The sequence below is a fragment of the Lysinibacillus sp. NPDC093216 genome (genome assembly GCF_050280325.1).
GTDB lineage: Bacteria > Bacillota > Bacilli > Bacillales_A > Planococcaceae > Lysinibacillus.
This window is the reverse complement of the sequence record NZ_JBNNVB010000015.1, coordinates 1-19,460: the sequence shown is the minus strand read 5'-3', so window position 1 is coordinate 19,460 and position 19,460 is coordinate 1. Positions and strand designations below refer to the sequence as shown.

General features: G+C 39.6%; 22 protein-coding genes. 19 read left to right on the top strand and 3 right to left on the bottom strand.

Annotation, left to right across the window (positions count from 1 at the left end):
* Positions 1-11: 11 nt before the first annotated feature.
* Genes ACQKOG_RS16250 through ACQKOG_RS16240 form a run of 3 tightly spaced genes read left to right on the top strand, consistent with a single transcriptional unit; the run spans position 12 to position 2,593 of the window.
* Positions 12-1,064, top strand: a complete 1,053-nt coding sequence (locus ACQKOG_RS16250; RefSeq protein WP_427447400.1) for a branched-chain amino acid ABC transporter permease — start codon at positions 12-14, stop codon at positions 1,062-1,064.
* On the top strand, positions 1,057-1,854 hold the full coding sequence (locus ACQKOG_RS16245; RefSeq protein WP_370078718.1) for an ABC transporter ATP-binding protein: 798 nt from the start codon (positions 1,057-1,059) through the stop codon (positions 1,852-1,854). Before ACQKOG_RS16250 ends, ACQKOG_RS16245 begins: the two co-directional genes overlap by 8 nt.
* Positions 1,847-2,593 (top strand): ABC transporter ATP-binding protein, encoded by a 747-nt coding sequence (locus tag ACQKOG_RS16240; RefSeq protein WP_370078720.1) that lies wholly within the window; start codon positions 1,847-1,849, stop codon positions 2,591-2,593. The genes ACQKOG_RS16245 and ACQKOG_RS16240 overlap by 8 nt, the downstream gene beginning before the upstream one ends.
* Before the next feature lie 104 nt (positions 2,594-2,697).
* Here ACQKOG_RS16240 and ACQKOG_RS16235 read toward each other — a convergent pair whose 3' ends face one another.
* Complete coding sequence (locus tag ACQKOG_RS16235) at positions 2,698-3,132, bottom strand: PaaI family thioesterase (protein ID WP_370078722.1); 435 nt, start codon at positions 3,130-3,132, stop codon at positions 2,698-2,700.
* A 451-nt stretch (positions 3,133-3,583) separates the two neighbouring features.
* Here ACQKOG_RS16235 and ACQKOG_RS16230 point away from each other — a divergent pair, with 451 nt between their 5' ends.
* The 15 genes from ACQKOG_RS16230 (at position 3,584) to paaX (ending at position 16,154) form a co-directional block, all read left to right on the top strand.
* Positions 3,584-4,915 (top strand): phenylacetate--CoA ligase family protein, encoded by a 1,332-nt coding sequence (locus ACQKOG_RS16230; protein WP_370078724.1) that lies wholly within the window; start codon positions 3,584-3,586, stop codon positions 4,913-4,915.
* Positions 4,912-5,928 (top strand): NAD(P)/FAD-dependent oxidoreductase, encoded by a 1,017-nt coding sequence (locus tag ACQKOG_RS16225; protein ID WP_427447397.1) that lies wholly within the window; start codon positions 4,912-4,914, stop codon positions 5,926-5,928. The genes ACQKOG_RS16230 and ACQKOG_RS16225 overlap by 4 nt, the downstream gene beginning before the upstream one ends.
* A 28-nt stretch (positions 5,929-5,956) precedes the next feature.
* Positions 5,957-6,196 carry a ferredoxin gene (locus ACQKOG_RS16220; RefSeq protein WP_370078728.1) on the top strand — a complete coding sequence of 80 codons (240 nt, stop codon included), beginning with the start codon at positions 5,957-5,959 and terminating at the stop codon, positions 6,194-6,196.
* A 72-nt stretch (positions 6,197-6,268) separates the two neighbouring features.
* On the top strand, positions 6,269-7,222 hold the full coding sequence (paaA, locus tag ACQKOG_RS16215) for a 1,2-phenylacetyl-CoA epoxidase subunit PaaA (protein ID WP_427447394.1): 954 nt from the start codon (positions 6,269-6,271) through the stop codon (positions 7,220-7,222).
* A gap of 23 nt (positions 7,223-7,245) precedes the next feature.
* Positions 7,246-7,599, top strand: a complete 354-nt coding sequence (gene paaB, locus ACQKOG_RS16210; RefSeq protein ID WP_370078732.1) for a 1,2-phenylacetyl-CoA epoxidase subunit PaaB — start codon at positions 7,246-7,248, stop codon at positions 7,597-7,599.
* A complete protein-coding gene (gene paaC, locus ACQKOG_RS16205) occupies positions 7,592-8,392 on the top strand; it encodes a 1,2-phenylacetyl-CoA epoxidase subunit PaaC (protein WP_427447392.1) in 801 nt (266 codons plus the stop codon). Before paaB ends, paaC begins: the two co-directional genes overlap by 8 nt.
* 29 nt (positions 8,393-8,421) lie before the next feature.
* Positions 8,422-8,919 (top strand): 1,2-phenylacetyl-CoA epoxidase subunit PaaD, encoded by a 498-nt coding sequence (gene paaD / locus ACQKOG_RS16200; RefSeq protein ID WP_370078736.1) that lies wholly within the window; start codon positions 8,422-8,424, stop codon positions 8,917-8,919.
* Between the two features lie 20 nt (positions 8,920-8,939).
* Positions 8,940-9,242, top strand: coding sequence for an EthD family reductase (locus tag ACQKOG_RS16195; protein WP_370078738.1), 303 nt, complete (start codon positions 8,940-8,942; stop codon positions 9,240-9,242).
* The gene (locus ACQKOG_RS16190) at positions 9,242-10,018 is read left to right on the top strand and encodes an enoyl-CoA hydratase/isomerase family protein (RefSeq protein ID WP_427447389.1); all 777 of its coding nucleotides are present in this window, start codon (positions 9,242-9,244) and stop codon (positions 10,016-10,018) included. Before ACQKOG_RS16195 ends, ACQKOG_RS16190 begins: the two co-directional genes overlap by 1 nt.
* Positions 10,019-10,020: 2 nt before the next feature.
* The gene (locus tag ACQKOG_RS16185; protein ID WP_427447387.1) at positions 10,021-10,794 is read left to right on the top strand and encodes an enoyl-CoA hydratase-related protein; all 774 of its coding nucleotides are present in this window, start codon (positions 10,021-10,023) and stop codon (positions 10,792-10,794) included.
* Positions 10,795-10,810: 16 nt separating this feature from the next.
* Complete coding sequence (locus ACQKOG_RS16180) at positions 10,811-12,319, top strand: aldehyde dehydrogenase family protein (RefSeq protein WP_427447385.1); 1,509 nt, start codon at positions 10,811-10,813, stop codon at positions 12,317-12,319.
* Between the two features lie 74 nt (positions 12,320-12,393).
* The gene (locus ACQKOG_RS16175) at positions 12,394-13,263 is read left to right on the top strand and encodes a 3-hydroxyacyl-CoA dehydrogenase (RefSeq protein ID WP_427447383.1); all 870 of its coding nucleotides are present in this window, start codon (positions 12,394-12,396) and stop codon (positions 13,261-13,263) included.
* Positions 13,260-14,462 (top strand): thiolase family protein, encoded by a 1,203-nt coding sequence (locus tag ACQKOG_RS16170; protein WP_427447381.1) that lies wholly within the window; start codon positions 13,260-13,262, stop codon positions 14,460-14,462. Before ACQKOG_RS16175 ends, ACQKOG_RS16170 begins: the two co-directional genes overlap by 4 nt.
* A 69-nt stretch (positions 14,463-14,531) precedes the next feature.
* Positions 14,532-15,308: an enoyl-CoA hydratase-related protein gene (locus tag ACQKOG_RS16165; protein ID WP_427447379.1), complete on the top strand. Its 777-nt coding sequence runs from the start codon at positions 14,532-14,534 to the stop codon at positions 15,306-15,308.
* 21 nt (positions 15,309-15,329) lie between these two features.
* Positions 15,330-16,154, top strand: coding sequence for a phenylacetic acid degradation operon negative regulatory protein PaaX (gene paaX / locus ACQKOG_RS16160; protein WP_370078751.1), 825 nt, complete (start codon positions 15,330-15,332; stop codon positions 16,152-16,154).
* 1,233 nt (positions 16,155-17,387) lie between these two features.
* Here the strand turns inward: paaX and ACQKOG_RS16155 are convergent.
* Both ACQKOG_RS16155 and ACQKOG_RS16150 read right to left on the bottom strand, forming a co-directional pair.
* Positions 17,388-17,795, bottom strand: a complete 408-nt coding sequence (locus ACQKOG_RS16155) for a PaaI family thioesterase (protein ID WP_427447377.1) — start codon at positions 17,793-17,795, stop codon at positions 17,388-17,390.
* On the bottom strand, positions 17,792-18,769 hold the full coding sequence (locus ACQKOG_RS16150) for an NAD(P)H-dependent flavin oxidoreductase (protein WP_370078755.1): 978 nt from the start codon (positions 18,767-18,769) through the stop codon (positions 17,792-17,794). The genes ACQKOG_RS16155 and ACQKOG_RS16150 overlap by 4 nt, the downstream gene beginning before the upstream one ends.
* Before the next feature lie 74 nt (positions 18,770-18,843).
* Between ACQKOG_RS16150 and ACQKOG_RS16145 the strand changes: the two genes are divergently transcribed.
* Positions 18,844-19,359 (top strand): gamma carbonic anhydrase family protein, encoded by a 516-nt coding sequence (locus tag ACQKOG_RS16145; RefSeq protein WP_370078757.1) that lies wholly within the window; start codon positions 18,844-18,846, stop codon positions 19,357-19,359.
* Positions 19,360-19,460 lie beyond the last annotated feature (101 nt).

Here is a 19,460-nt window from a genome sequence, read left to right as displayed (position 1 = left end):
GGGTTACTACGATGAACAAAAAGAGCTTAAAGCTCATCTATAATAACAGCTTAGTTGGACCAAGTATTTTTTTTGCTCTACTATTTTGTATCCCGTTAGTTGGATCTAATTATACACTCGCTATTTTTACGATGATTGGCTTTTATGCATTAGTATGTATAGGTTTAACGATGTTAACAGGCTATGCTGGACAAATTTCACTAGGGCATGCGGCCTTTTATGGAATTGGTGCCTACACGTCTGCTTATATGACAGCTACATTAGGGTTATCTCCATGGTTAGCAATATTGGTAGGTGCGCTCATTTCTGCGTTTGTTGCTTTTATCATCGGGATTCCTACTTTTAAGTTGAAAGGCTATTATTTAGCGTTAGCAACTCTAGGGTTTGGCATTATTGTGTATACAGCATTTAAAGAATTAACATCTATTACAGGGGGCTCGAATGGCTTCTTTGGTATACCGGCGATTCAGTTATTCGGCTTTGAATTCGTTACAGATCAAAGTTACTTCTATCTAATTTGGCTATTTGTTTTTATGGCCCTTATTTTCTCACGGAATATTATCCACTCGAGAATTGGGCGTGGTTTACGTTCGATTGAGGGGAGTGAGATTGCAGCAGATGCCGTTGGTGTAAATTTAATGAAATATAAATTACAAATTTTTGTGATAAGTGCTATTTTCACATCTATTTCTGGTTCACTTTTAGCACACTATGTATCATTTATTAATCCGAATTTATTTACAGCCAATACCTCCATTTATTTATTGATAATGGTTATAATCGGTGGATTAAATAATATTTGGGGAGTCATTGTCGGCTCAGCTACTTATGTTCTACTTGGGGAACTATTAAAACATTTTGTACCAGTATTCTTCCCTAATATTGGAGGGGAATTCGAAATCGTTTTCTTTGGTTTATTGCTAGTTTTAACGTTGATTTATATGCCTAATGGTTTAGTTCCTCAATTTCTGAAAATTATCGGGAAGTTTCAGAAGAAAGAGCGCCCTGCACCGATAGCGTTCACAATCGATAGACAAGCTACAGGAGGGGAAGCGAATGACTAATAAAGAGCTTATCTTAAGTGTAGAAAACTTAACGAAAGTATTCGGAGGAGTTGTTGCTGTAGACAATGTATCCTTCACTATTAATAAAGGTGAAATATTCGCAGTTATTGGCCCTAACGGTGCAGGAAAAACAACACTTTTCAATATGATAACAGGGGTATTGCCAAGTTCATCAGGGAATGTTTATTTCCAAGGGAAGCGGTTAACAAGAAAAAAGCCGTATCAGATTGCGCAAGCCGGTGTAACAAGAACATTTCAGAACTTAGAAGTTTTCGATAATATGACCGTGATCGAGAATGTCATGATCGGTGCACATATTACGATGAAAACTAATATTTTAACGGCCGGTTTACGCTTACCGAATGTTGTGAAAGAAGAAGTTTATACGATGGAGAGAGCATTGCAATGTTTAAAAGATGTAGGTATTGCTGAGTTTGCTTATGAAATGTCTGATAAATTACCTTATGGGTGCCAACGACTTCTTGAAATTGCACGCGCAGCGATTTCAAAACCTCAACTCATTTTATTAGATGAACCAATGGCGGGCCTAAACGCTGAGGAATCAAGGCAATTAGTCGATGTCATATTAAAAATGCGCGCAGAGGGAATGACTTTTTTATTCGTCGAGCATGATATGGAAACCGTTATGTCTATTTCAGATCGTTTAGTTGTTGTCGATAACGGGGTTAAGATTGGAGAAGGTACACCAGAAGAGATCTACAAAAATCCAAAGGTTGTAGCAGCGTACTTAGGCGATGATGAAGCGGAAGAAGGTGTTGTCTATGCTTAAAGTTGAAAATTTACATACTTATCACGGGCATTTACATGTTCTTGAAGGTATTGAATTTGAACTAGTAGAAGGAGAGTTATTATCGATTGTCGGATCAAATGGTGCGGGGAAAAGTACGCTCCTCGGTACATTAGCAGGTGTGTATTCACCAAGTGAAGGGAAAATTGAATACAAAGGGTTAGATATTACGAAAGATGGTGTACAAAAGACAGTTGCCAATGGCATATGTTTAGTGCCAGAACGAAGACAGATTTTTTCTTCTTTGTCTGTCAAGGACAATCTGATGCTCGGTGCTTATCACCGTTATAGTCGAGATAAAAAAACTGTGCATCGAGACTATGAGGAAATTGTGGAATTATTTCCTCGACTAAAGCAAATGCTTAATCGCCCGGGTGGTTTACTGTCAGGTGGAGAGCAGCAAATGGTAGCGATTGGGCGAGGTTTAATGGCCAATCCAAAAGTGTTGATGCTTGATGAGCCATCATTAGGACTTGCTCCTCTAATCGTCAAAGACATTATGACTATTTTACGTAGATTGAGTGATGAACGAGGTGTCACGATTATTTTAGTCGAGCAGAATGTGAAAGCTGCATTGAAGGTGGCTGATCGTGCATGCGTTTTAGCCCATGGGAAGATGGCCATTTCAGGTACAGCACAAGAGTTGTTGAATGATCCAAAAATCCAAGAAGCATACTTCGGTAAACCACAGACGACGCCGAAGGATATTATGCAAGTATAAGATAGCATCATCGAGATTCCTCCTTGTTGTAACAATTGAGGGATTTTACGATGTCAAAAAAGATGTGAGCAGCCTATTTAACACAGGTTACTCACATCTTCCTCTTATTCGATGAAATTTTCATTTTTACGATAAACCATCGCCTCCATTGTTGCGCATAATTCATCGTTGCTCCAAACATGGATCTGATACCAAGCTAAACGGCGTGTTTTTTTAACCTCTTTTGCGATAGCTATTAGTTGGTGATCTGCCAAACCTGCGCTCATGTAATGTATGGTATTCGTTACACCAACAGCTGTTTTGCCGTAAGAATTACTAGCGGCTGCAAAGGCATAGTCGGCTAAAGAAAAAATAATACCTCCATGTACAGTCCCGTGTGTATTGAGCATGTGAGGTGTTGGAGAAAGTGTCACTTTTGCAAAGCCTGCTTTTAATTCTACTAATTCCATCCCTAAATAATTTGCAAATGGTTCATTTGATAAAGCTTCAAAAATATCATCATAATATTTCTCGTGTAGTTGTGCCTCAGTTAATGTCAATGTGAATCCCCCTTTGTTTATAAAAATTATTTATACCATTTGTGTATATGTATAATATAGACAAATCATACATACAAATTAAAAACGATTGAAATTAAAATGAAATATAAAATCAATTTAACACCTATTTTTGGGAAAGTAAACGTATTAACGTAGTTTTATAGAATTATTTTGCATTTACGATTTATTTTTGTGTATATTATTTGATTATCTCTTATTAATAGCGAGTTTAAAGGGGATATATGAAAATAGCTTTTTGTGTTTGTGAACAAATAGTATTTAAGCTAAAACGTTCGAAGACGACTAATTAACCAACTTTAATTAGAAATAATAAAATATATTGACAATTCGGACAAATAAGTTTATCTTAATCTTAATTACGAAAATATAACTATCGTAATTTATTTGTTATATAAAGGGAATTGTAATAGCATAAAGGGGGGGCTAGGGAATGTATCATCTAGAAATAGAAACAGCTTCAAGGGGAGAAATGGCAAAGATTCAGCTGGAGCGATTAAAAGCAACAGTAGAAAAAGTGTATAACAATACACCTTTCTATAAGAAACTGTTTGATCAGCTTGGCGTTAAACCAGCTGATATTCAAAGCTTAGAAGATATTCGCAAATTGCCATTTACTAAAAAAGTAAATTTACGTGAGCAATATCCATTTAAACTTTTTGCAGTACCGATGGATGATGTAGTCCGCATTCATGGTTCTTCGGGAACTAGTGGAAAGCCAACAATTGTTGGTTATACAAAAAATGATATCGAGATGTGGTCGGGACTTTTAGCTCGCGCTATTGTTACCGCAGGGGGACGCAAATCAGATATCTTTCATAATGCTTACGGCTATGGTCTATTTACTGGCGGGATGGGTTTACACTACGGAGCCGAAACTTTAGGCGCAGCAGTTGTACCGGTTTCAGGTGGAAATACTGAGCGTCAAATTACATTAATTGAAGATTTTAAACCACGAGGCATCGCAGGGACACCTTCTTATATTTTAACCATAGCTGAAAAGATGGAGGAAATGGGAATCGATCCAGCGACGAACGGGCTTGAATATGGAATTTTTGGTGCAGAGCCTTGGTCAGAGGAAATGCGCCGTGCCATAGAGGATAAATTAAAAATTCGCGCAATGGATATTTATGGTTTAAGTGAAGTGCTAGGTCCTGGCGTATCGATTGAATGCTATGAAGCGCAAGATGGTTTACATATAGCGGAAGATCATTTCTTCGTAGAAGTGATTGATCCAGATACATTAGAACCTGTAGCTGATGGAGAAGATGGAGAATTGGTTATTACTAGTTTAACAAAGGAAGCGCTTCCAATTATTCGTTATCGTACTGGTGATATTACTTCGATTACACGTGAAAAATGTAAATGTGGACGTACAACAATGCGAATGGCACGTGTTAAGGGACGTACAGATGATATGTTAATTATTCGTGGAGTCAATGTTTTTCCATCTGAAATCGAGCGTGAGTTACTGCAAGTAGAAGGGTTGGCACCACACTATCAAATCCATGTATTGAAAAAAGGAAATATGGATGCGATTGAACTACATGTTGAGTTAACGCCGAAATTATACGAAAAAGTAGGAGGTGACCTCAGCCATCCGCTTATACAATTACTGACAAAGGAGATCAAGCACGATTTAAAAAATGCCTGCTTAGTTTCCGTTAGTCTAGTCATTGAAAATAGAGGTGCTATTCCACGCTCTGAAGGAAAAGCAATTCGTGTCATTGATAGAAGAATGGAACAGAAGGAGGTTCTTCAATGATTGATACTGAGCAAATAAAAGATGTGACCATTATAGGTGGAGGGCCTGTTGGTATGTTTGCCGCCTTCTATGGTGGTATGCGAGGCATGAGCGTCAAAATTCTCGAAAGTCTTCCTCAATTGGGCGGCCAGTTAGCTGCTCTTTATCCAGAAAAATATATTTATGATATAGCGGGTTTTCCGAAAACTCGCGCACAAGATCTTATCAATAATTTAAAAGAACAAATGAATACTTTCCCAGTAGATGTCTGTACGAATGAATCTGTACAAACTATCGAAAAAGATGAAAACGGTATTTTTAAAATTGTTACTACGAAGAGTACGCATTATTCTCGCACAATATTGATCACTGCTGGAAACGGTGCGTTTAAAGTTCGAAAGCTTGAATTAGATGGGGAAGACAAGTATGCACAATGTAATTTACATTATTTCATTGATGATCTCAATGCTTTTAAAGATCGCCACGTGATGGTGTTTGGTGGCGGTGATTCAGCAGTCGACTGGGCGATGATGCTAGAACCAATTGCTAAAAAGGTTTCTATTGTCCATAGACGGGATAAGTTTCGTGCGCATGAACATAGTGTAGAAAATTTAATGCAATCAACTGTTGAGGTCATTACACCTTATGTACCCGAAGAACTCATAGGAGAAGAGCACATTACACATGTTAAATTAAAGCATGCAAAAGACGAAACCATCCAACCAATCTATGGTGTCGATGATATTGTCGTAAACTTTGGTTTTGTTTCGTCTTTAGGGGCCATTAAAGACTGGGGCTTGGAAATTAGTAAAAATGCCATCGTCGTTAATTCACGTATGGAAACTAACATTCCGGGAATTTATGCGGCAGGTGATATTTGCACATATGATGGGAAAGTTAAGTTAATTGTTAGTGGGTTTGGAGAGGCGCCTACTGCTATTAGTAACGCAAAAGTATATATTGATCCGACATCTAAAGTGCAACCGTTGCATAGTACGAGTTTAATGGAAGAGAAAAAGAAACAGCTTACCTAATGCTGTAGGTTGTGAAAGGAATGAGTGTATGGCGAAATTCACTAGAGTAGATCAAGATACATGTATTGCTTGTGGCGCATGTGGCGCATCGGCTCCGGATATTTTTGATTATAATGACGAAGGAATCGCCTTTGTTATTTTAGACAATAACCAAGGTTGCAAAGAAGTGCCGATCGATTTATATGATGATTTAGAGGATGCGATGGAAGGTTGTCCAACAGAATCAATTAAAGTAGCGAACGATAATAAAGTCTTGTTGGAAGTGTGATTTTTTTTGCCCTTCAACATAACATAATAGTAACGATTATCGAATAATAGTTATATAAGGAGGTTTTTTACTATGAGTGTCGTTGCTCAAGTATCTGAACAACAATTACAAGAGCAATTCGAGGCGCGGATTGCTGAAGGTGAAAAGATTGAAGTAGATGATTGGATGCCAGAAGAATACCGTTTGGCACTAATCAAATTAATTTCGATGCATGGTATTAGTGAAATAATGGGTGCTCTTCCTGAGAAAGAATGGGTTCCAAAAGCTCCAACATTATATCGAAAACTAGGGATTATGGCGAAGGTTCAAGATGAGATGGGACATGGTCAATTATTATTACGCGTAGCAGAAGATTTACTAAAACCATATGGTAAAGATCGCGGCGATATAATGACTGATTTATTCGAAGGGCGTCTTAAGTTCCACAATGTATTCCATATGGAAACAAAGTCATGGGGGGATGCGGGTTTGATTGGCTGGCTTGTAGATGGTTCTGCCATTATCTCGCAAACAAACATGTTAGGTTCTTCGTATGGTCCTTACGCACGTGCTTTACAACGTATTTGTGCAGAAGAAGTATTCCATGCACAACACGGTGAAGCCATTATTATGGCGTTGGCAGAAGGTACACCTGAACAACGTGCACTTGTGCAAGACGCGTTAAATCGCTGGTGGGAATCACTATTATTTTTCTTTGGTCCAGCATCAAAGGACACAACAGGTTCTAGCAAACAAGATTTGACTATTAAATATAAAATTCGTGTCTTAACGAATGAAGAATTACGTCAAAGCTTCTTAACAAAATACGTTCCTCGTATTCAATCAATAGGCTTAACTGTGCCAGACCCAACTTTGCATTTTGATGAAGTGCAAAATAAATGGATTTACCAAGAGCCAAACTGGGAATATTTCAAAAAAATCCAACGCAACGAAGGTCCATGTTCTCAAGAACGCTTAGCACTTCGTCGTTCATCATACGAAAATAACGCTTGGGTACGGGAAGCATTAACGGCTCTAGTAAATTAACGCTATAGAGAGGGGGTATCATCGTGGAAAAACAATCTTTCTATCAAGAATTCGAAGTATTTAGTAAACGAACACCAACATCACATTTCCAGCATCAATTTAGTCTTTTAGCACCGAATGGAGAAATGGCGCTAGTTATGGCTCAGGAAAACTTTATGCGTCGTGAGCCTGTGGTAGACATTTGGGTAGTCAATCGTAAACATTTACACGGACTATCCCAAGACAATAAAAAAGCGCTAAAACGACTAGACAATAAAGATTACCGTACAACAAAAGGCTACGGCTACTTAAAGAAAAAATGGCGTCACTATGAACAAGTCATGCTGGACGAAAAAGAAATTCTATCTTGGGGCGGAGGAGGGAAGAAAGATGACTAACGAAGTAACGCCTGAATATAAAAAGGCAGTTATTACAATACTTTATCAATTAGCGGATGATGATTACTTATTTTCGTATCGTGGCTCTGAGTGGCTTGGGCTAGCGCCGCATATTGAGGAAGATGTAGCATTCTCGTCCATAACACAAGATACAATGGGACACGCAAAATTATATTATACGCTTTTAGAAGAGCTTGGCGAAGGCGTTGCAGATTCATTAGCACAGCTTCGACCAAAAGAGGAGCGTTGTAACAGTCTACTTGTAGAACGTCCGAATGGAGAAGGTTACTACAAAGAAGCGCCGAATTATGATTGGGGATACGCAGTAGCACGTAATTTTGTCTATACAACGGCGAAAAAAGCAAAGATTGATGCACTCAAAGCGAGCAGCTATGTACCAATCCGAGAAGTGGCTGTGAAAATTAGTACGGAACTTTATTATCATCAGATGCACTGGACAGCGTGGTTTACGCAATTATGTACAGCAACAGAAGAATCACGTTCACGTATGACGAAAGCATTACAAGAGGTAATAAAAGATTCTGGGGATTTATTGTCATTGGGCAACACAGCTGAGCATATAACAGCATGTGGACTGATTGAGTCAGAAGCGGCCATAAAGGAACGTTGGTTGGCCATTGTAAGTCCGATTTTTGAAGCAGTAGAAATCGCAATACCTGTATTACCAGAACCGATCATCAATGGTCGCCTCGGACAACATACAGATGATTTAACTTCGGCTATTGAAACAATGTCAGAGGTGTATCGATCAGATTTAGCGGCAAGCTGGTAACGATCTATTGCAAAAAAAGGGGGATAACGATGGCAACTACGGGTCTGCACGAAGCACACATCTATGAAGTACTCGATACAGTGAAGGACCCTGAAATTGATACGGTGAGTATTATTGACCTTGGCATGGTTGAACGTGTGCAAGTGAATGATGGTCATGTCCGTATTGAAGTGCTACCAACATTTTCAGGATGTCCTGCATTAACAATTATTCAACAAAATATAAAAAAAGCAGTCGAACGACTAGAAGATGTTCGGGAAGTGAGTGTTGTGTTTATTAATCATCCTACCTGGACTTCTGATCGTGTAACAGAAAAGGGACGAGAAGGACTAAAGAAATTCGGTATTGCACCGCCACCTCGTTTTTTAAAAGAAGACGGCTCTTGGCATGTAGATTGCCCATACTGTGGCTCTACCTATGTCACGCTAGAAAACATTTTTGGTCCAACAGCTTGTCGTAGTATTTTGTATTGCAAAAGCTGTAAAAATCCATTTGAAGCAATGAAAATAATTTCTACTTCCATGTAGACAAAGGAGCGTATTTTAAGATGGCAAAATTAATCGCGTTATACAAACACCCTGTTGATAAGGTGGCATTTGATGAGCATTACGAAAAAGTTCATACACCGATTACTGCGAAAATACCAGGCTTACGTGAAATGAAAGTAACAAAATTTAATTCAACTCCGATGGGTACAGAAACGCCATATTACTTAATGTGTGAAATGACATATGATAGCCCAGAAGATTTAAAGAATGGACTACGGTCACCAGAAGGGAAAGCGTCGGGCAAAGATTTAATGAGCTTTGCGAGTGATATCGTCACATTAATCATCGGTGAAGATGCATAATGACAGCATTCACATTTATTGAAGTAACGATTGACAGTGGGATCGGGTTTATTAACTTAAACCGCCCTCGCCAATACAATTCATTAAATCGTGCCATGGTACGAGAAATTATGCAGGCGATGGAATTGTTTGATCGTGACGAAGGCGTACAGGTTATCGTTTTAGCCGGGAATGGAAAAGCGTTTTCATCCGGTGCAGATATTGATGAAATGGCGGCAGACAATACAGTGCGTTTAGAACTATTAAATCAATTCGCTGATTGGGATCGCATAGGGCAAATTAAAAAGCCTATTATCGGTAGTGTTAAAGGATTTGTTTTCGGAGGTGGCTTTGAATTAGCCCTTTGTTGTGATGTATTAATCGCCGCAGAGGGTACAGAATTTAGCTTCCCTGAAATAAACCTTGGCGTTATGCCCGGTGCGGGTGGTACACAGCGCTTAACAAAATTAGTAGGGCGAACGAAGGCATTAGAGTGGATTTGGAGCGCAGCGAGGATTACTGCTGATGAAGCGCTCGCATATGGCATCATCAACAAGGTTGTACAACCAGAGATATTAATAGAAGAAACACATAAAACAGCGATGATGCTCGCACAAAAACCTGCCCTCGCTTTACGTCTTATTAAAGAAGCTGTCAACAAAGCTGTCGACTACTCGCTCTATGAAGGGATGCAGTTTGAACGGAAAAATTTCTATTTATTATTCTCTTCAGAAGATCAAAAAGAAGGCATGCAAGCATTTGTTGAAAAACGTCAACCGAACTTTAAGGGGAGATAAGTATGTTTGAAACTATACAATACGAACTAAAAGAATCCGTAGCTTATATTTCATTAAATCGTCCCGACACATTAAATGCATTCACTGCACAGATGAATCATGAAATTCGTACTGCCGTCAAACAAGCATCATTAGATGATGAAGTACGTTGTATTGTACTTCGTGGTGAAGGACGCGCATTTTGTTCAGGTCAAGATCTTTCGGTTATTGGTGAAGATACTAAACTTGGTGATATTTTAACAGATGACTATGGTCCGATGGTTCAACAGTTACATAGCTGTGAAAAACCAATTATCGCAGCTGTGAATGGTGCAGCTGCAGGTGCTGGCTTTAGTTTAGCGCTTGCTGCCGACTTTCGTGTAATGTCGGAAAAATCTTTCTTTATGAATGCCTTTATCCATGTAGGGTTAATTCCTGATTCGGGGAATTTATACTACTTAAAAAGATTAGTAGGCGATGCTAAAGCGCTTGAAATTTCAGTACTCGGTCAACGCATAAAAGCAGAGGAAGCCAAACAATTAGGTTTAACAACTGCTGTCTATAGCAATGAAACATTTGAAGATGACGTTCATTCATTCGCGCAACAAATTGTCCAGTTACCGACAAAAGCAATCGGCCTTATTAAACGTAATATCAAGGCAGCAGAACACTTAAAGTTCGAAGACTTCCTTGTTTACGAAGCACAAAGCCAAAGTATTGCTGGAGCGACTGATGATCATCAAGAAGGTATGAAAGCATTTGCAGAAAAAAGACAGCCTCAATTTAATGGACAATAAAAAGGAGTGAATGATAATGACACAACAAGTACAAGAGAAAGTATTAGTGAAACGCGATTTTTATCATTTAATTATTAACGGTGTAAAGGTAGAGAGCAGTAATGGTGAGACATTCGAAACGATTAATCCTGCGACAGGTGAAGTCGTAGCGACTGTTGCAAAAGCTTCGCAGGAAGACGCAGAGCGTGCAGTGCAAGCAGCTCGCCAAGCATTTGATTTCGGGAAGTGGAAGCAATATCCAGTTAATCGTCGTGCACAGGTGCTCCATAAGATTGCTGCTATTATGCGCTCTCGCTTTAATGAAATCGTAGAGCTTGAGATGCTTGATACAGGGAAATCTCTTGGCACTGCGCAAGGCCAAGTAAACCAAGCAATAGAAGATTTCGAATTTTACGCAGGTGCGATTGTTGGCCATCGTGGTGCCGTAAATAATATGCCAGGTCAATTTCATAATTACACAGAAAAAGAGCCTGTCGGAGTATGTGCACAAATTGTTCCTTGGAATTACCCACTCATGATGGCTGCTTGGAAAATTGCCCCAGCCATTGCTGTTGGTTGTTCCGTTATTGTTAAACCAGCTTCTTTAACGCCACTAACAGCGATCGTGTTAGGTGAAATTTGCCTAGAAGCAGGTGTCCCAGCAGGGGTTGTCAACATTATTCCTGGTTCAGGTAAAGATGTGGGGAACTACTTAGTGGAGCATCAGCAAGTCGATAAAGTGGCCTTCACAGGTTCCACACCAGTCGGTAAAGGAATTATGGAAAAAGCTTCTCAAACATTAAAACGCATTACATTAGAGCTAGGCGGGAAATCACCAAATCTAGTGTTTGAAGATGCTGATATTGATGCGGCGGTAGATGGTTCATTGTACGGCATTTTCTATAACTCAGGGCAATCTTGCGAGGCACGATCACGCTTATACGTGCACAAAGACATTTATGATGAGTTTTTAGAGAAATTTGTTGCGAAAACAAAAGCAATTAAATTAGGTGATCCATTCGATAAAGGTACTCACATGGGGGCAATTATCGATCAAGACCAATTAAATACAATCGATGGCTATGTGAAATCAGCCATTGAAGAGGGTGCAACCATTTTAACAGGTGGTAAAGTGGCGGCTGTAGAGGGCTTTGAAAATGGTTTCTGGTATGAGCCAACTATTATTACAGACGTAACGCAATCCATGAAAGTTGTGCGTGAAGAAATATTTGGTCCAGTAGTTGTTGTTATGCCATTTAGCGATGAAAAAGAAGCGATTCGACTAGCAAATGATTCAGAGTTTGGTTTAGGCTCAGCAGTCTGGTCTAAAGATGGGGCACGTGCTACTCGTGTTGCGAATCAAATCCAAGCAGGAATCGTAATGGTCAATTGCCCATTCTCCGCAATGCCAGGTACCCCATTTGGCGGGTATAAACAATCTGGTTTCGGACGTGAGCTATGCATCGAAACATTAGATTTATATACAGAGACGAAAAGTATCATTTCATATTATGGTAGCCGCCCACTAAATCCACTAGGCGTCTAACCACCACAAAAACCATATGCGATGAGATATCTTCACTCGTCGTATGTGGTTTTCACAATAAGGAGGTTGCTTTCATGAAAAAAATTATTGTCATCGGGTCAGGGGTTATGGGTCGCGGCATTGCCTACGTTAGCGCAATAAGTGGCTTTGAAACAGCTATTATAGACATTAATGAACAGGCGTTACAAAATGCGCAAAATGAAATTACATCCATTTTCGAAAAATCTGTTGTACGAGGAAAATTAACAACGCAACAAGTTCAGGAAGCAACATTACGTCTGACTTATGTGACAGATTTAGCTACTGTCGCCAATAAAGCAGATTTAATCATTGAAGCCGTACCCGAAAAAAGGGACATTAAACGGGCTGTCTTCGAGCAGATGGAACAGTTTGCTTCACCACATTGTTTATTTGCCACAAATACTTCAACGATGAGTCCAACAGAAATTGCTTCCTACGCAAAACGACCTGAACAAACGATTGCGATGCACTTTTTTAATCCTGTGCATAAGATGGAGCTCGTGGAGATTATTAAAGGTTTGGAAACAAGTGATGAAACAGTCCAAAACATTTGCGAAATTGCTGAACAAATGGGCAAACAAACGGTCGTCATCAATGAATTCCCAGGTTTTGTTACAAGCCGTATTAGTGCACTCGTTGGGAATGAAGCATTTTATATGTTACAGGAAGGCTTAGGTAGTCCTGAAGACATCGATAAAGCTATTAAACTAGGCTTGAATTATCCAATGGGACCGTTCGAACTGGTCGATTTAGTCGGTCTTGATGTACGTCTGAATAATTTGCGCTATTTACATGAAAAGCTCGGTGAAAAATACCGCCCAGCCCCACTGCTTGAACAATATGTACAAGCTGGACGTCTAGGTCGAAAGAGTGGAAAAGGGGTTTATGACTATAGCGAGCAAAAAGAGGTGGTGAAAAAATGACTGAAGTTGTAATTGTAGATGCTGTTCGTACACCAATTGGTCGTTATAAAGGTGCATTAAAAACTGTTCGGCCTGATGACTTAGCTGCGACTGTCATAAAGGCGCTTATAGAGCGTAACCCAAAAGTACCAGTCCAACAAATTGAGGATGTTATTTTCGGAAATGCCAACCAAGCGGGAGAAGATAATCGAAACGTCGCCCGTATGGCTGCATTACTTGCTGAGCTACCAATAGAGGTCGGGGGAACTACCATTAATCGACTTTGTGGTTCAGGCATGGATGCTATACATTATGCAGCACGTGCTATTAAGAGTGGTGAGGGCGATATTTTTATCGCGGGTGGTACGGAAAGTATGACACGTGCACCTTTTGTGATGGGGAAACCGGAAGTGGATTATCCGAGAGGCGATCAAAAGATGTTTGATACAACGATCGGCTGGCGTTTTACGAATCCAAAATTGCAAAGCATGTATGGAGCGGAGACAATGCCCCAAACTGCTGAGAATGTCGCCAAACGTTTTAATATTAGTCGCGAGGAACAAGATGCATTTGCATTTGAAAGCCAACAACGTGCAAAAAAAGCGCTTGCCACAAACCGTTTCGCCGAAGAAATTGTACCTGTATACGTGAAAGATAAAAGAGGCAATGAAATCATCGTGGATACAGATGAACATCTACGCCCTGATACAACCTTAGAAGCACTTGCTAAACTACGACCTATTTTTGAAAATGGGACTGTGACAGCCGGTAATGCTTCTGGTGTGAATGATGGTGCCTCGGCATTATTATTAATGAGTGCAGAAAAAGCAAAAGAGTTAGGTATAACACCACTTGCACGATATATAACAGGTGCTGTTACAGGATTAGAGCCTGCTGTTATGGGTCTTGGCCCTATTTATTCTTCAAAAAAAGCATTACAACGTGCTGGCCTAACAACAAATGACATTGGTTTATTTGAAATAAATGAAGCATTTGCTTCTCAAGCGATAGAATCTATTAAGCAGCTTGAACTAAATCCAGCACAAGTCAATGTTAACGGAGGCGCTATTGCATTTGGTCATCCGCTAGGTGCAAGCGGTGCCCGAATAGTGACTACATTGCTTTACGAAATGAAAAAACAAAACGTACAATATGGCCTTGCTTCGATGTGCATCGGTGTCGGTCAAGGGATTGCAACGATTATTGAAAATATTGAATGACCTTTATAAACGGCACAAAAATGTGCCGTTTTTTTCGGAAAAAATCGAATAGAAAAGGAGAGTTTGCAAATGAAAAGTATTTCATTTAGAATAGAAAATTATATTGCTTATGTAACAATAAATCGTCCAGAGGTGTTAAACTGTTTTAATTATGATACTTTAAATCAACTGCAACAAGTAGTAGACGAATTACATATAGCTGAGGATGTCCGCGCTGTCATTTTTACAGGTGCGGGCGAAAAGGCATTTAGTGCGGGTGCAGATTTAAAAGAACGAAAAACATTAACGACGCAAGAAGTACGTCGGAACGTACGCGCAATCCGAGACGTGTTTAATAGTATAGCAAATTTACCACAACCAACTATTGCAGCAGTGAATGGGCATGCACTAGGTGGTGGATTTGAATGGTTATTAGCATGTGATTTTGCGATTGCAGTTAACGAGGCACTACTAGGTCTTACTGAAACAAGTTGGGCAATAATTCCTGGTGCAGGTGGTACGCAGCGATTACCACGATTAATCGGTGAAATGAAAGCTAAAGAAATGATTTTAACAGCAGCGAAAATAACAGCTACAGAGGCAGAAGCTCTAGGCATCATTTTAAAAGCAGTGCCTCGGGAGGTGTTGTTAGACGAATGTGAATCACTCGCAATGCGCATTATGCAAAATGGCCCTGTCGCTGTTCGTCAAGCAAAATATGCCATTACACAAGGAATGAATACCGATCTACAAACGGGTCTTGCAATCGAATCGAAGGCATATGAGTTAGTCATTCCGACAGAAGATCGTCTCGAAGCTTTACAGGCGTTCAGCGAAAAAAGGCAACCTGCATTTCAAGGAAAATGAGTTAGAAAGTAGAGGGAGAGAATGGGCGCAAATACACAGTCGATGATTTTTACGCTCTATGGCGATTATATTATGCATTACGGTTCAAAAATTTGGATCGGTAGTTTGATTCGTTATTTAAAAGAATTCGGTCACACAGAGCAAAATGTACGCGTTTCTGTATCTAGAATGGTGAAACAAGGATGGCTACAATCAGAAAAACGAGGGAACCGTAGTTATTATTTTTTAACAAAACGCGGTGAAATACGGATGCAAGAGGCGGCAAATCGTATTTTCAAATTAAAACCGACTCAGTGGGATGGGAAATGGAGACTTTTAATGTACTCTATTCCAGAAGACAAGCGACAAATTCGAGATGAATTACGTAAAGAGCTCTTATGGAGTGGATTTGGCTCCTTTTCGAATGGCTGTTGGATATCCCCGAATAATTTAGAAGAAGAGGTTAAACTCCTCATTCAAAAATATGATATTGCTAATCATGTAGACTTTTTTACGGCTGAATACATCGGCCCTCATGATCATGAAGCACTAATCGAAAAAAGCTGGTCGTTGGCTGAAATTGAGGCACGTTATGAGAAGTTTATGGATCAATATAGTAAGCAATATATTATTCATCAAAGTGCAATCTCAAGACAAGAAATGTCAGATGCCGAGTGTTTTGTAGAGCGTACAAATCTTGTTCATGAATATCGTAAATTTTTATTTATCGATCCAGGACTGCCACAAGAATTGTTACCGCCGATGTGGAGTGGAAATCATGCTGCGCTATTATTCCAAGAATATTATAATTTATTGGAAGGCCCATCATGCCGTTTCTTTGAAGAAATATTCCATGCAGATAATTAAAAAACGAAATAAGGAGGCAGGGGCATAAGTATATTTTAAAAGCAAAATTTAAAAAATTCACATCAAAAAAGCGCGAGAAATCAAAATTTCTAAAATTGATTTCTCGCGCTTTTTAAGGTTTTGACAAGTTTTGTCCCAGCCTCTTCTTTTGCTCTTGGAACGGTGGATGTCGATAAAATTCAGAAGTTGGGTGATAAAACGTAAAAGTTGGTAGATAAAATTCAAAAGTTGGTAGATAAAACTTAAAAGTTGGTCGATAATGCATGGAAGTGTTTCGATAAACTAAGAAGTTGGATGACATTTTGTTAAAATGTGTGTCATGTGAATCAGTTGATTCGGGCGGACTTGATGACATAAGCTTTTTTTGTTCTTTGGAAGGTGGATGTCGATAAAATTCAGAGGTTGGGTGATAAAACGTGAAAGTTGGTAGATAAAATTCAAAAGTTAGTAGATAAAACTTAAAAAGTTAGTAGATAAAATTAAAAAGTTGGTAGATAAAACTTAAAAGTTGGTCGATAATGCATGGAAGTGTTTCGATAAACTAAGGAGGAACACTTACTCATTGAAGCGAAAAAGGTTATTATCTATTTTCGCTATTTTTCAAAATAATCGAGTTCTGTCTCAGGCTCTTTTGTTGTGTTAAAATATGTTTTTTCTGTAAAACGAGGGGGTGATTTCCGTTCCGGCTGGGCGCTTTGTTGCTGACGCTACGCTTTCGCACAGAAAACATTTGCCGCTGACGCTTCGCTTTCGCGCAGAAAACATTTGCCGCTGACGCTTCGCTTTCGCGCAGAGCAAAGTTTCCTGGGGGCGTCCGATGAGCCGCTTTGTTGTTGCTGTCGCTACGCTTTCGCACAGATAAAACTACGTTAGCACAACGCTTTCGCATAGAAAACATTCGCTTCGCTGCAGGGTCTCGGGCAAACACGATATTGGTCACGAAGGCGTTATCACAGGACGTGATGTTTTTAGCCTTCGTTCCTCAATCGCTGATCCCCGAGGAGTCGCCCAGTCTCCACTCCAATCAACCACTGAACTTTAGCATGAATCTTCTGGCATGTTACTCTAATTTATAGTGATAAAAAGAAACTTCGGCAACTCATAATGTTCACTTTTGAAATAAGCCCATAGAAAAGCGAAAAGCCTGGGGCGGAAATCATTCTTATTAAAGCGCGACAATACTTACAAATATTTTCCCGACTATTTTTTTCGACACAACGAGAACGTATTCATTTATAGGATCATGATAGAAGATGTTATTTTGGTGGCACACTGTCCATTTTGAGAAACGGTTGCTTCCACATAACATGTTTTTCGGCCTTGCTTGACAATTGTTGATTCAACCGTAGCCATTCCGATGAAAAGAGGTCGTAAAAATGTTGTTTGTAAATTGATCGACGCAAATCCTTGATTACTTTCTAATATTGAAGCCATCGAATAGGCCATCGTAATATCTGCTGCAGAAGTAATGAATCCTCCCATAACGACTTGATGCCCATTTAAAAAGCGTTCATCGACGTTCCAAGAGCAAACGGCTTTACCGGCAATAGCTGATTTTACATGAATACCTAATGTTTTATCACATGCCGGTGGTTCAATTTCTCCATCAATCACTCGCTTTAAATCGATCATAGTCGTCATAATTGAACACCCCTAACTGAGTTTTGGAAAGTATTCAGTAATGTCCGATTTAGACATTGCTGAGCATCATCCATCATAGTCTCGATAAGCGTCGTAACGGTCGGTAGGTCTTGAATTATCCCTGCGATTTGACCGCTATTCATAAAACCACCTTGCTCATTTCCTTCCATAGCACCTTTTATATGATAGGTTTCGGATGTACGTTCTTGGTAGTCAGCAAGTGTTATACCTTTTGCTTCATCAGCAAGAAGCGAAGAGGTGAAAGGTGAACATAACACACGGCGAACCTGTCCAACCGAACGTCCTAGTATGACCGTTTCCACATCAGTTGCATCAACTAGTCTTTGTTTATAGGTCTGATGTACTGGCATTTCCTGTGTAGCAATGAAGCGAGTTCCCATTTGAACACCGGCTGCACCAAGCATTAACGCAGCTGCTAATCCGCGACCATCACCAACACCACCTGCTGCTACAACAGGTACGGAAACCGCATCAACTACTTGAGGAATTAATGTAAAGGTCGTCAATTCTAAATCGGAGTTAATTCCTGCAGCTTCATAACCTTCAGCAACAATCACATCTGCACCGCCTTGCTGGGCCTTAATCGCATGTTTAACAGATGCTACAACAGCTATCACTCGAATATGATGAGCATGCAATTTCTCTATATATAAAGTTGGATTACCTGCCGATAAAGAAACGACCGGTACTTTATGTGTAATAGCTAATTGCAATAATTCCTTTGTATAAGGGTTGACATTGATTGGCACATTGAGGGCAAATGGTTTTTGCGTTAATTGCTGCGTTGCAACAATGCGTTCTTCAACTTCTGCAGGTGTCATTGTCCCACAGCCGATTGTCCCTAAGCCACCTGCATTCGATACAGCTGCCACGAGTATAGGACTACTGATATTACCCATTCCCCCTTGGATAATAGGGTATTTTATTGCTAATACAGAACATAATTGATTCAAAAATAGCACCCCCGTTAAAAATATGTTATACTAAATTCTAGCAAAATATTCAGAAGATTGAAAGGATGATTTTAATGGAGATTACATACGCTTTAAAGAAGCCAAATGTTCATGAATCAGTTTTTCAGGCGCCAGGCACGTATATTATTGGAGATGTTACGGTTGGTGAACAATCGTCTATTTGGTTTAATGCTGTACTACGCGGAGATGAAGATAGTATTACCATTGGAAAACGTTGTAGTATCCAAGATAATTCAACCATTCATTTATATGAAGGGGCTCCAGTTGTTGTAGAGGATGAAGTAACAGTAGGTCATCAAGTAGTTTTACATGGTTGCAAAATTGGTCGCCGCTCGATTGTTGGTATGGGTTCTGTTATTTTAGATCATGCTGAAATTGGGGAAGAATGCATTATTGGTGCAAACACACTTATTACACAGGGCTCAAAAATCCCACCACGTTCATTAGTTGTTGGCTCACCAGGGAAAGTCGTACGTCAGCTACAAGACAAAGACATCGAGTTAATTCAGTTATCAATCGACACATACGTCCAAAAGGGAAAAGAATTTAAAGAAATAGTAGAGGGTTAATTTGCTTTTGAGACTCCCACCCCTAAAGGGACAAGCTGACTAATGTCAGTGGGATTCCTGAGTAACTATGCGTTCGCAGTCCATTTCTGTTTTGAACAGTT

Excerpts from the sequence above, each read along its gene's own strand:
- ACQKOG_RS16230 (WP_370078724.1), top strand. The coding sequence starts at position 3,584 with ATGTATCATCTAGAAATAGAAACAGCTTCAAGGGGAGAAATGGCAAAG.
- ACQKOG_RS16195 (WP_370078738.1), top strand. The coding sequence starts at position 8,940 with ATGGCAAAATTAATCGCGTTATACAAACACCCTGTTGATAAGGTGGCA.
- paaA (WP_427447394.1), top strand. The coding sequence starts at position 6,269 with ATGAGTGTCGTTGCTCAAGTATCTGAACAACAATTACAAGAGCAATTC.
- ACQKOG_RS16145 (WP_370078757.1), top strand. The coding sequence starts at position 18,844 with ATGGAGATTACATACGCTTTAAAGAAGCCAAATGTTCATGAATCAGTT.
- paaD (WP_370078736.1), top strand. The coding sequence starts at position 8,422 with ATGGCAACTACGGGTCTGCACGAAGCACACATCTATGAAGTACTCGAT.
- ACQKOG_RS16155 (WP_427447377.1), bottom strand. The coding sequence starts at position 17,795 with ATGACGACTATGATCGATTTAAAGCGAGTGATTGATGGAGAAATTGAA.
- ACQKOG_RS16190 (WP_427447389.1), top strand. The coding sequence starts at position 9,242 with ATGACAGCATTCACATTTATTGAAGTAACGATTGACAGTGGGATCGGG.
- paaC (WP_427447392.1), top strand. The coding sequence starts at position 7,592 with ATGACTAACGAAGTAACGCCTGAATATAAAAAGGCAGTTATTACAATA.
- ACQKOG_RS16185 (WP_427447387.1), top strand. The coding sequence starts at position 10,021 with ATGTTTGAAACTATACAATACGAACTAAAAGAATCCGTAGCTTATATT.
- ACQKOG_RS16245 (WP_370078718.1), top strand. The coding sequence starts at position 1,057 with ATGACTAATAAAGAGCTTATCTTAAGTGTAGAAAACTTAACGAAAGTA.
- ACQKOG_RS16180 (WP_427447385.1), top strand. The coding sequence starts at position 10,811 with ATGACACAACAAGTACAAGAGAAAGTATTAGTGAAACGCGATTTTTAT.
- ACQKOG_RS16225 (WP_427447397.1), top strand. The coding sequence starts at position 4,912 with ATGATTGATACTGAGCAAATAAAAGATGTGACCATTATAGGTGGAGGG.
- ACQKOG_RS16250 (WP_427447400.1), top strand. The coding sequence starts at position 12 with ATGAACAAAAAGAGCTTAAAGCTCATCTATAATAACAGCTTAGTTGGA.
- ACQKOG_RS16175 (WP_427447383.1), top strand. The coding sequence starts at position 12,394 with ATGAAAAAAATTATTGTCATCGGGTCAGGGGTTATGGGTCGCGGCATT.
- ACQKOG_RS16220 (WP_370078728.1), top strand. The coding sequence starts at position 5,957 with ATGGCGAAATTCACTAGAGTAGATCAAGATACATGTATTGCTTGTGGC.
- ACQKOG_RS16240 (WP_370078720.1), top strand. The coding sequence starts at position 1,847 with ATGCTTAAAGTTGAAAATTTACATACTTATCACGGGCATTTACATGTT.
- paaX (WP_370078751.1), top strand. The coding sequence starts at position 15,330 with ATGGGCGCAAATACACAGTCGATGATTTTTACGCTCTATGGCGATTAT.
- ACQKOG_RS16170 (WP_427447381.1), top strand. The coding sequence starts at position 13,260 with ATGACTGAAGTTGTAATTGTAGATGCTGTTCGTACACCAATTGGTCGT.
- ACQKOG_RS16165 (WP_427447379.1), top strand. The coding sequence starts at position 14,532 with ATGAAAAGTATTTCATTTAGAATAGAAAATTATATTGCTTATGTAACA.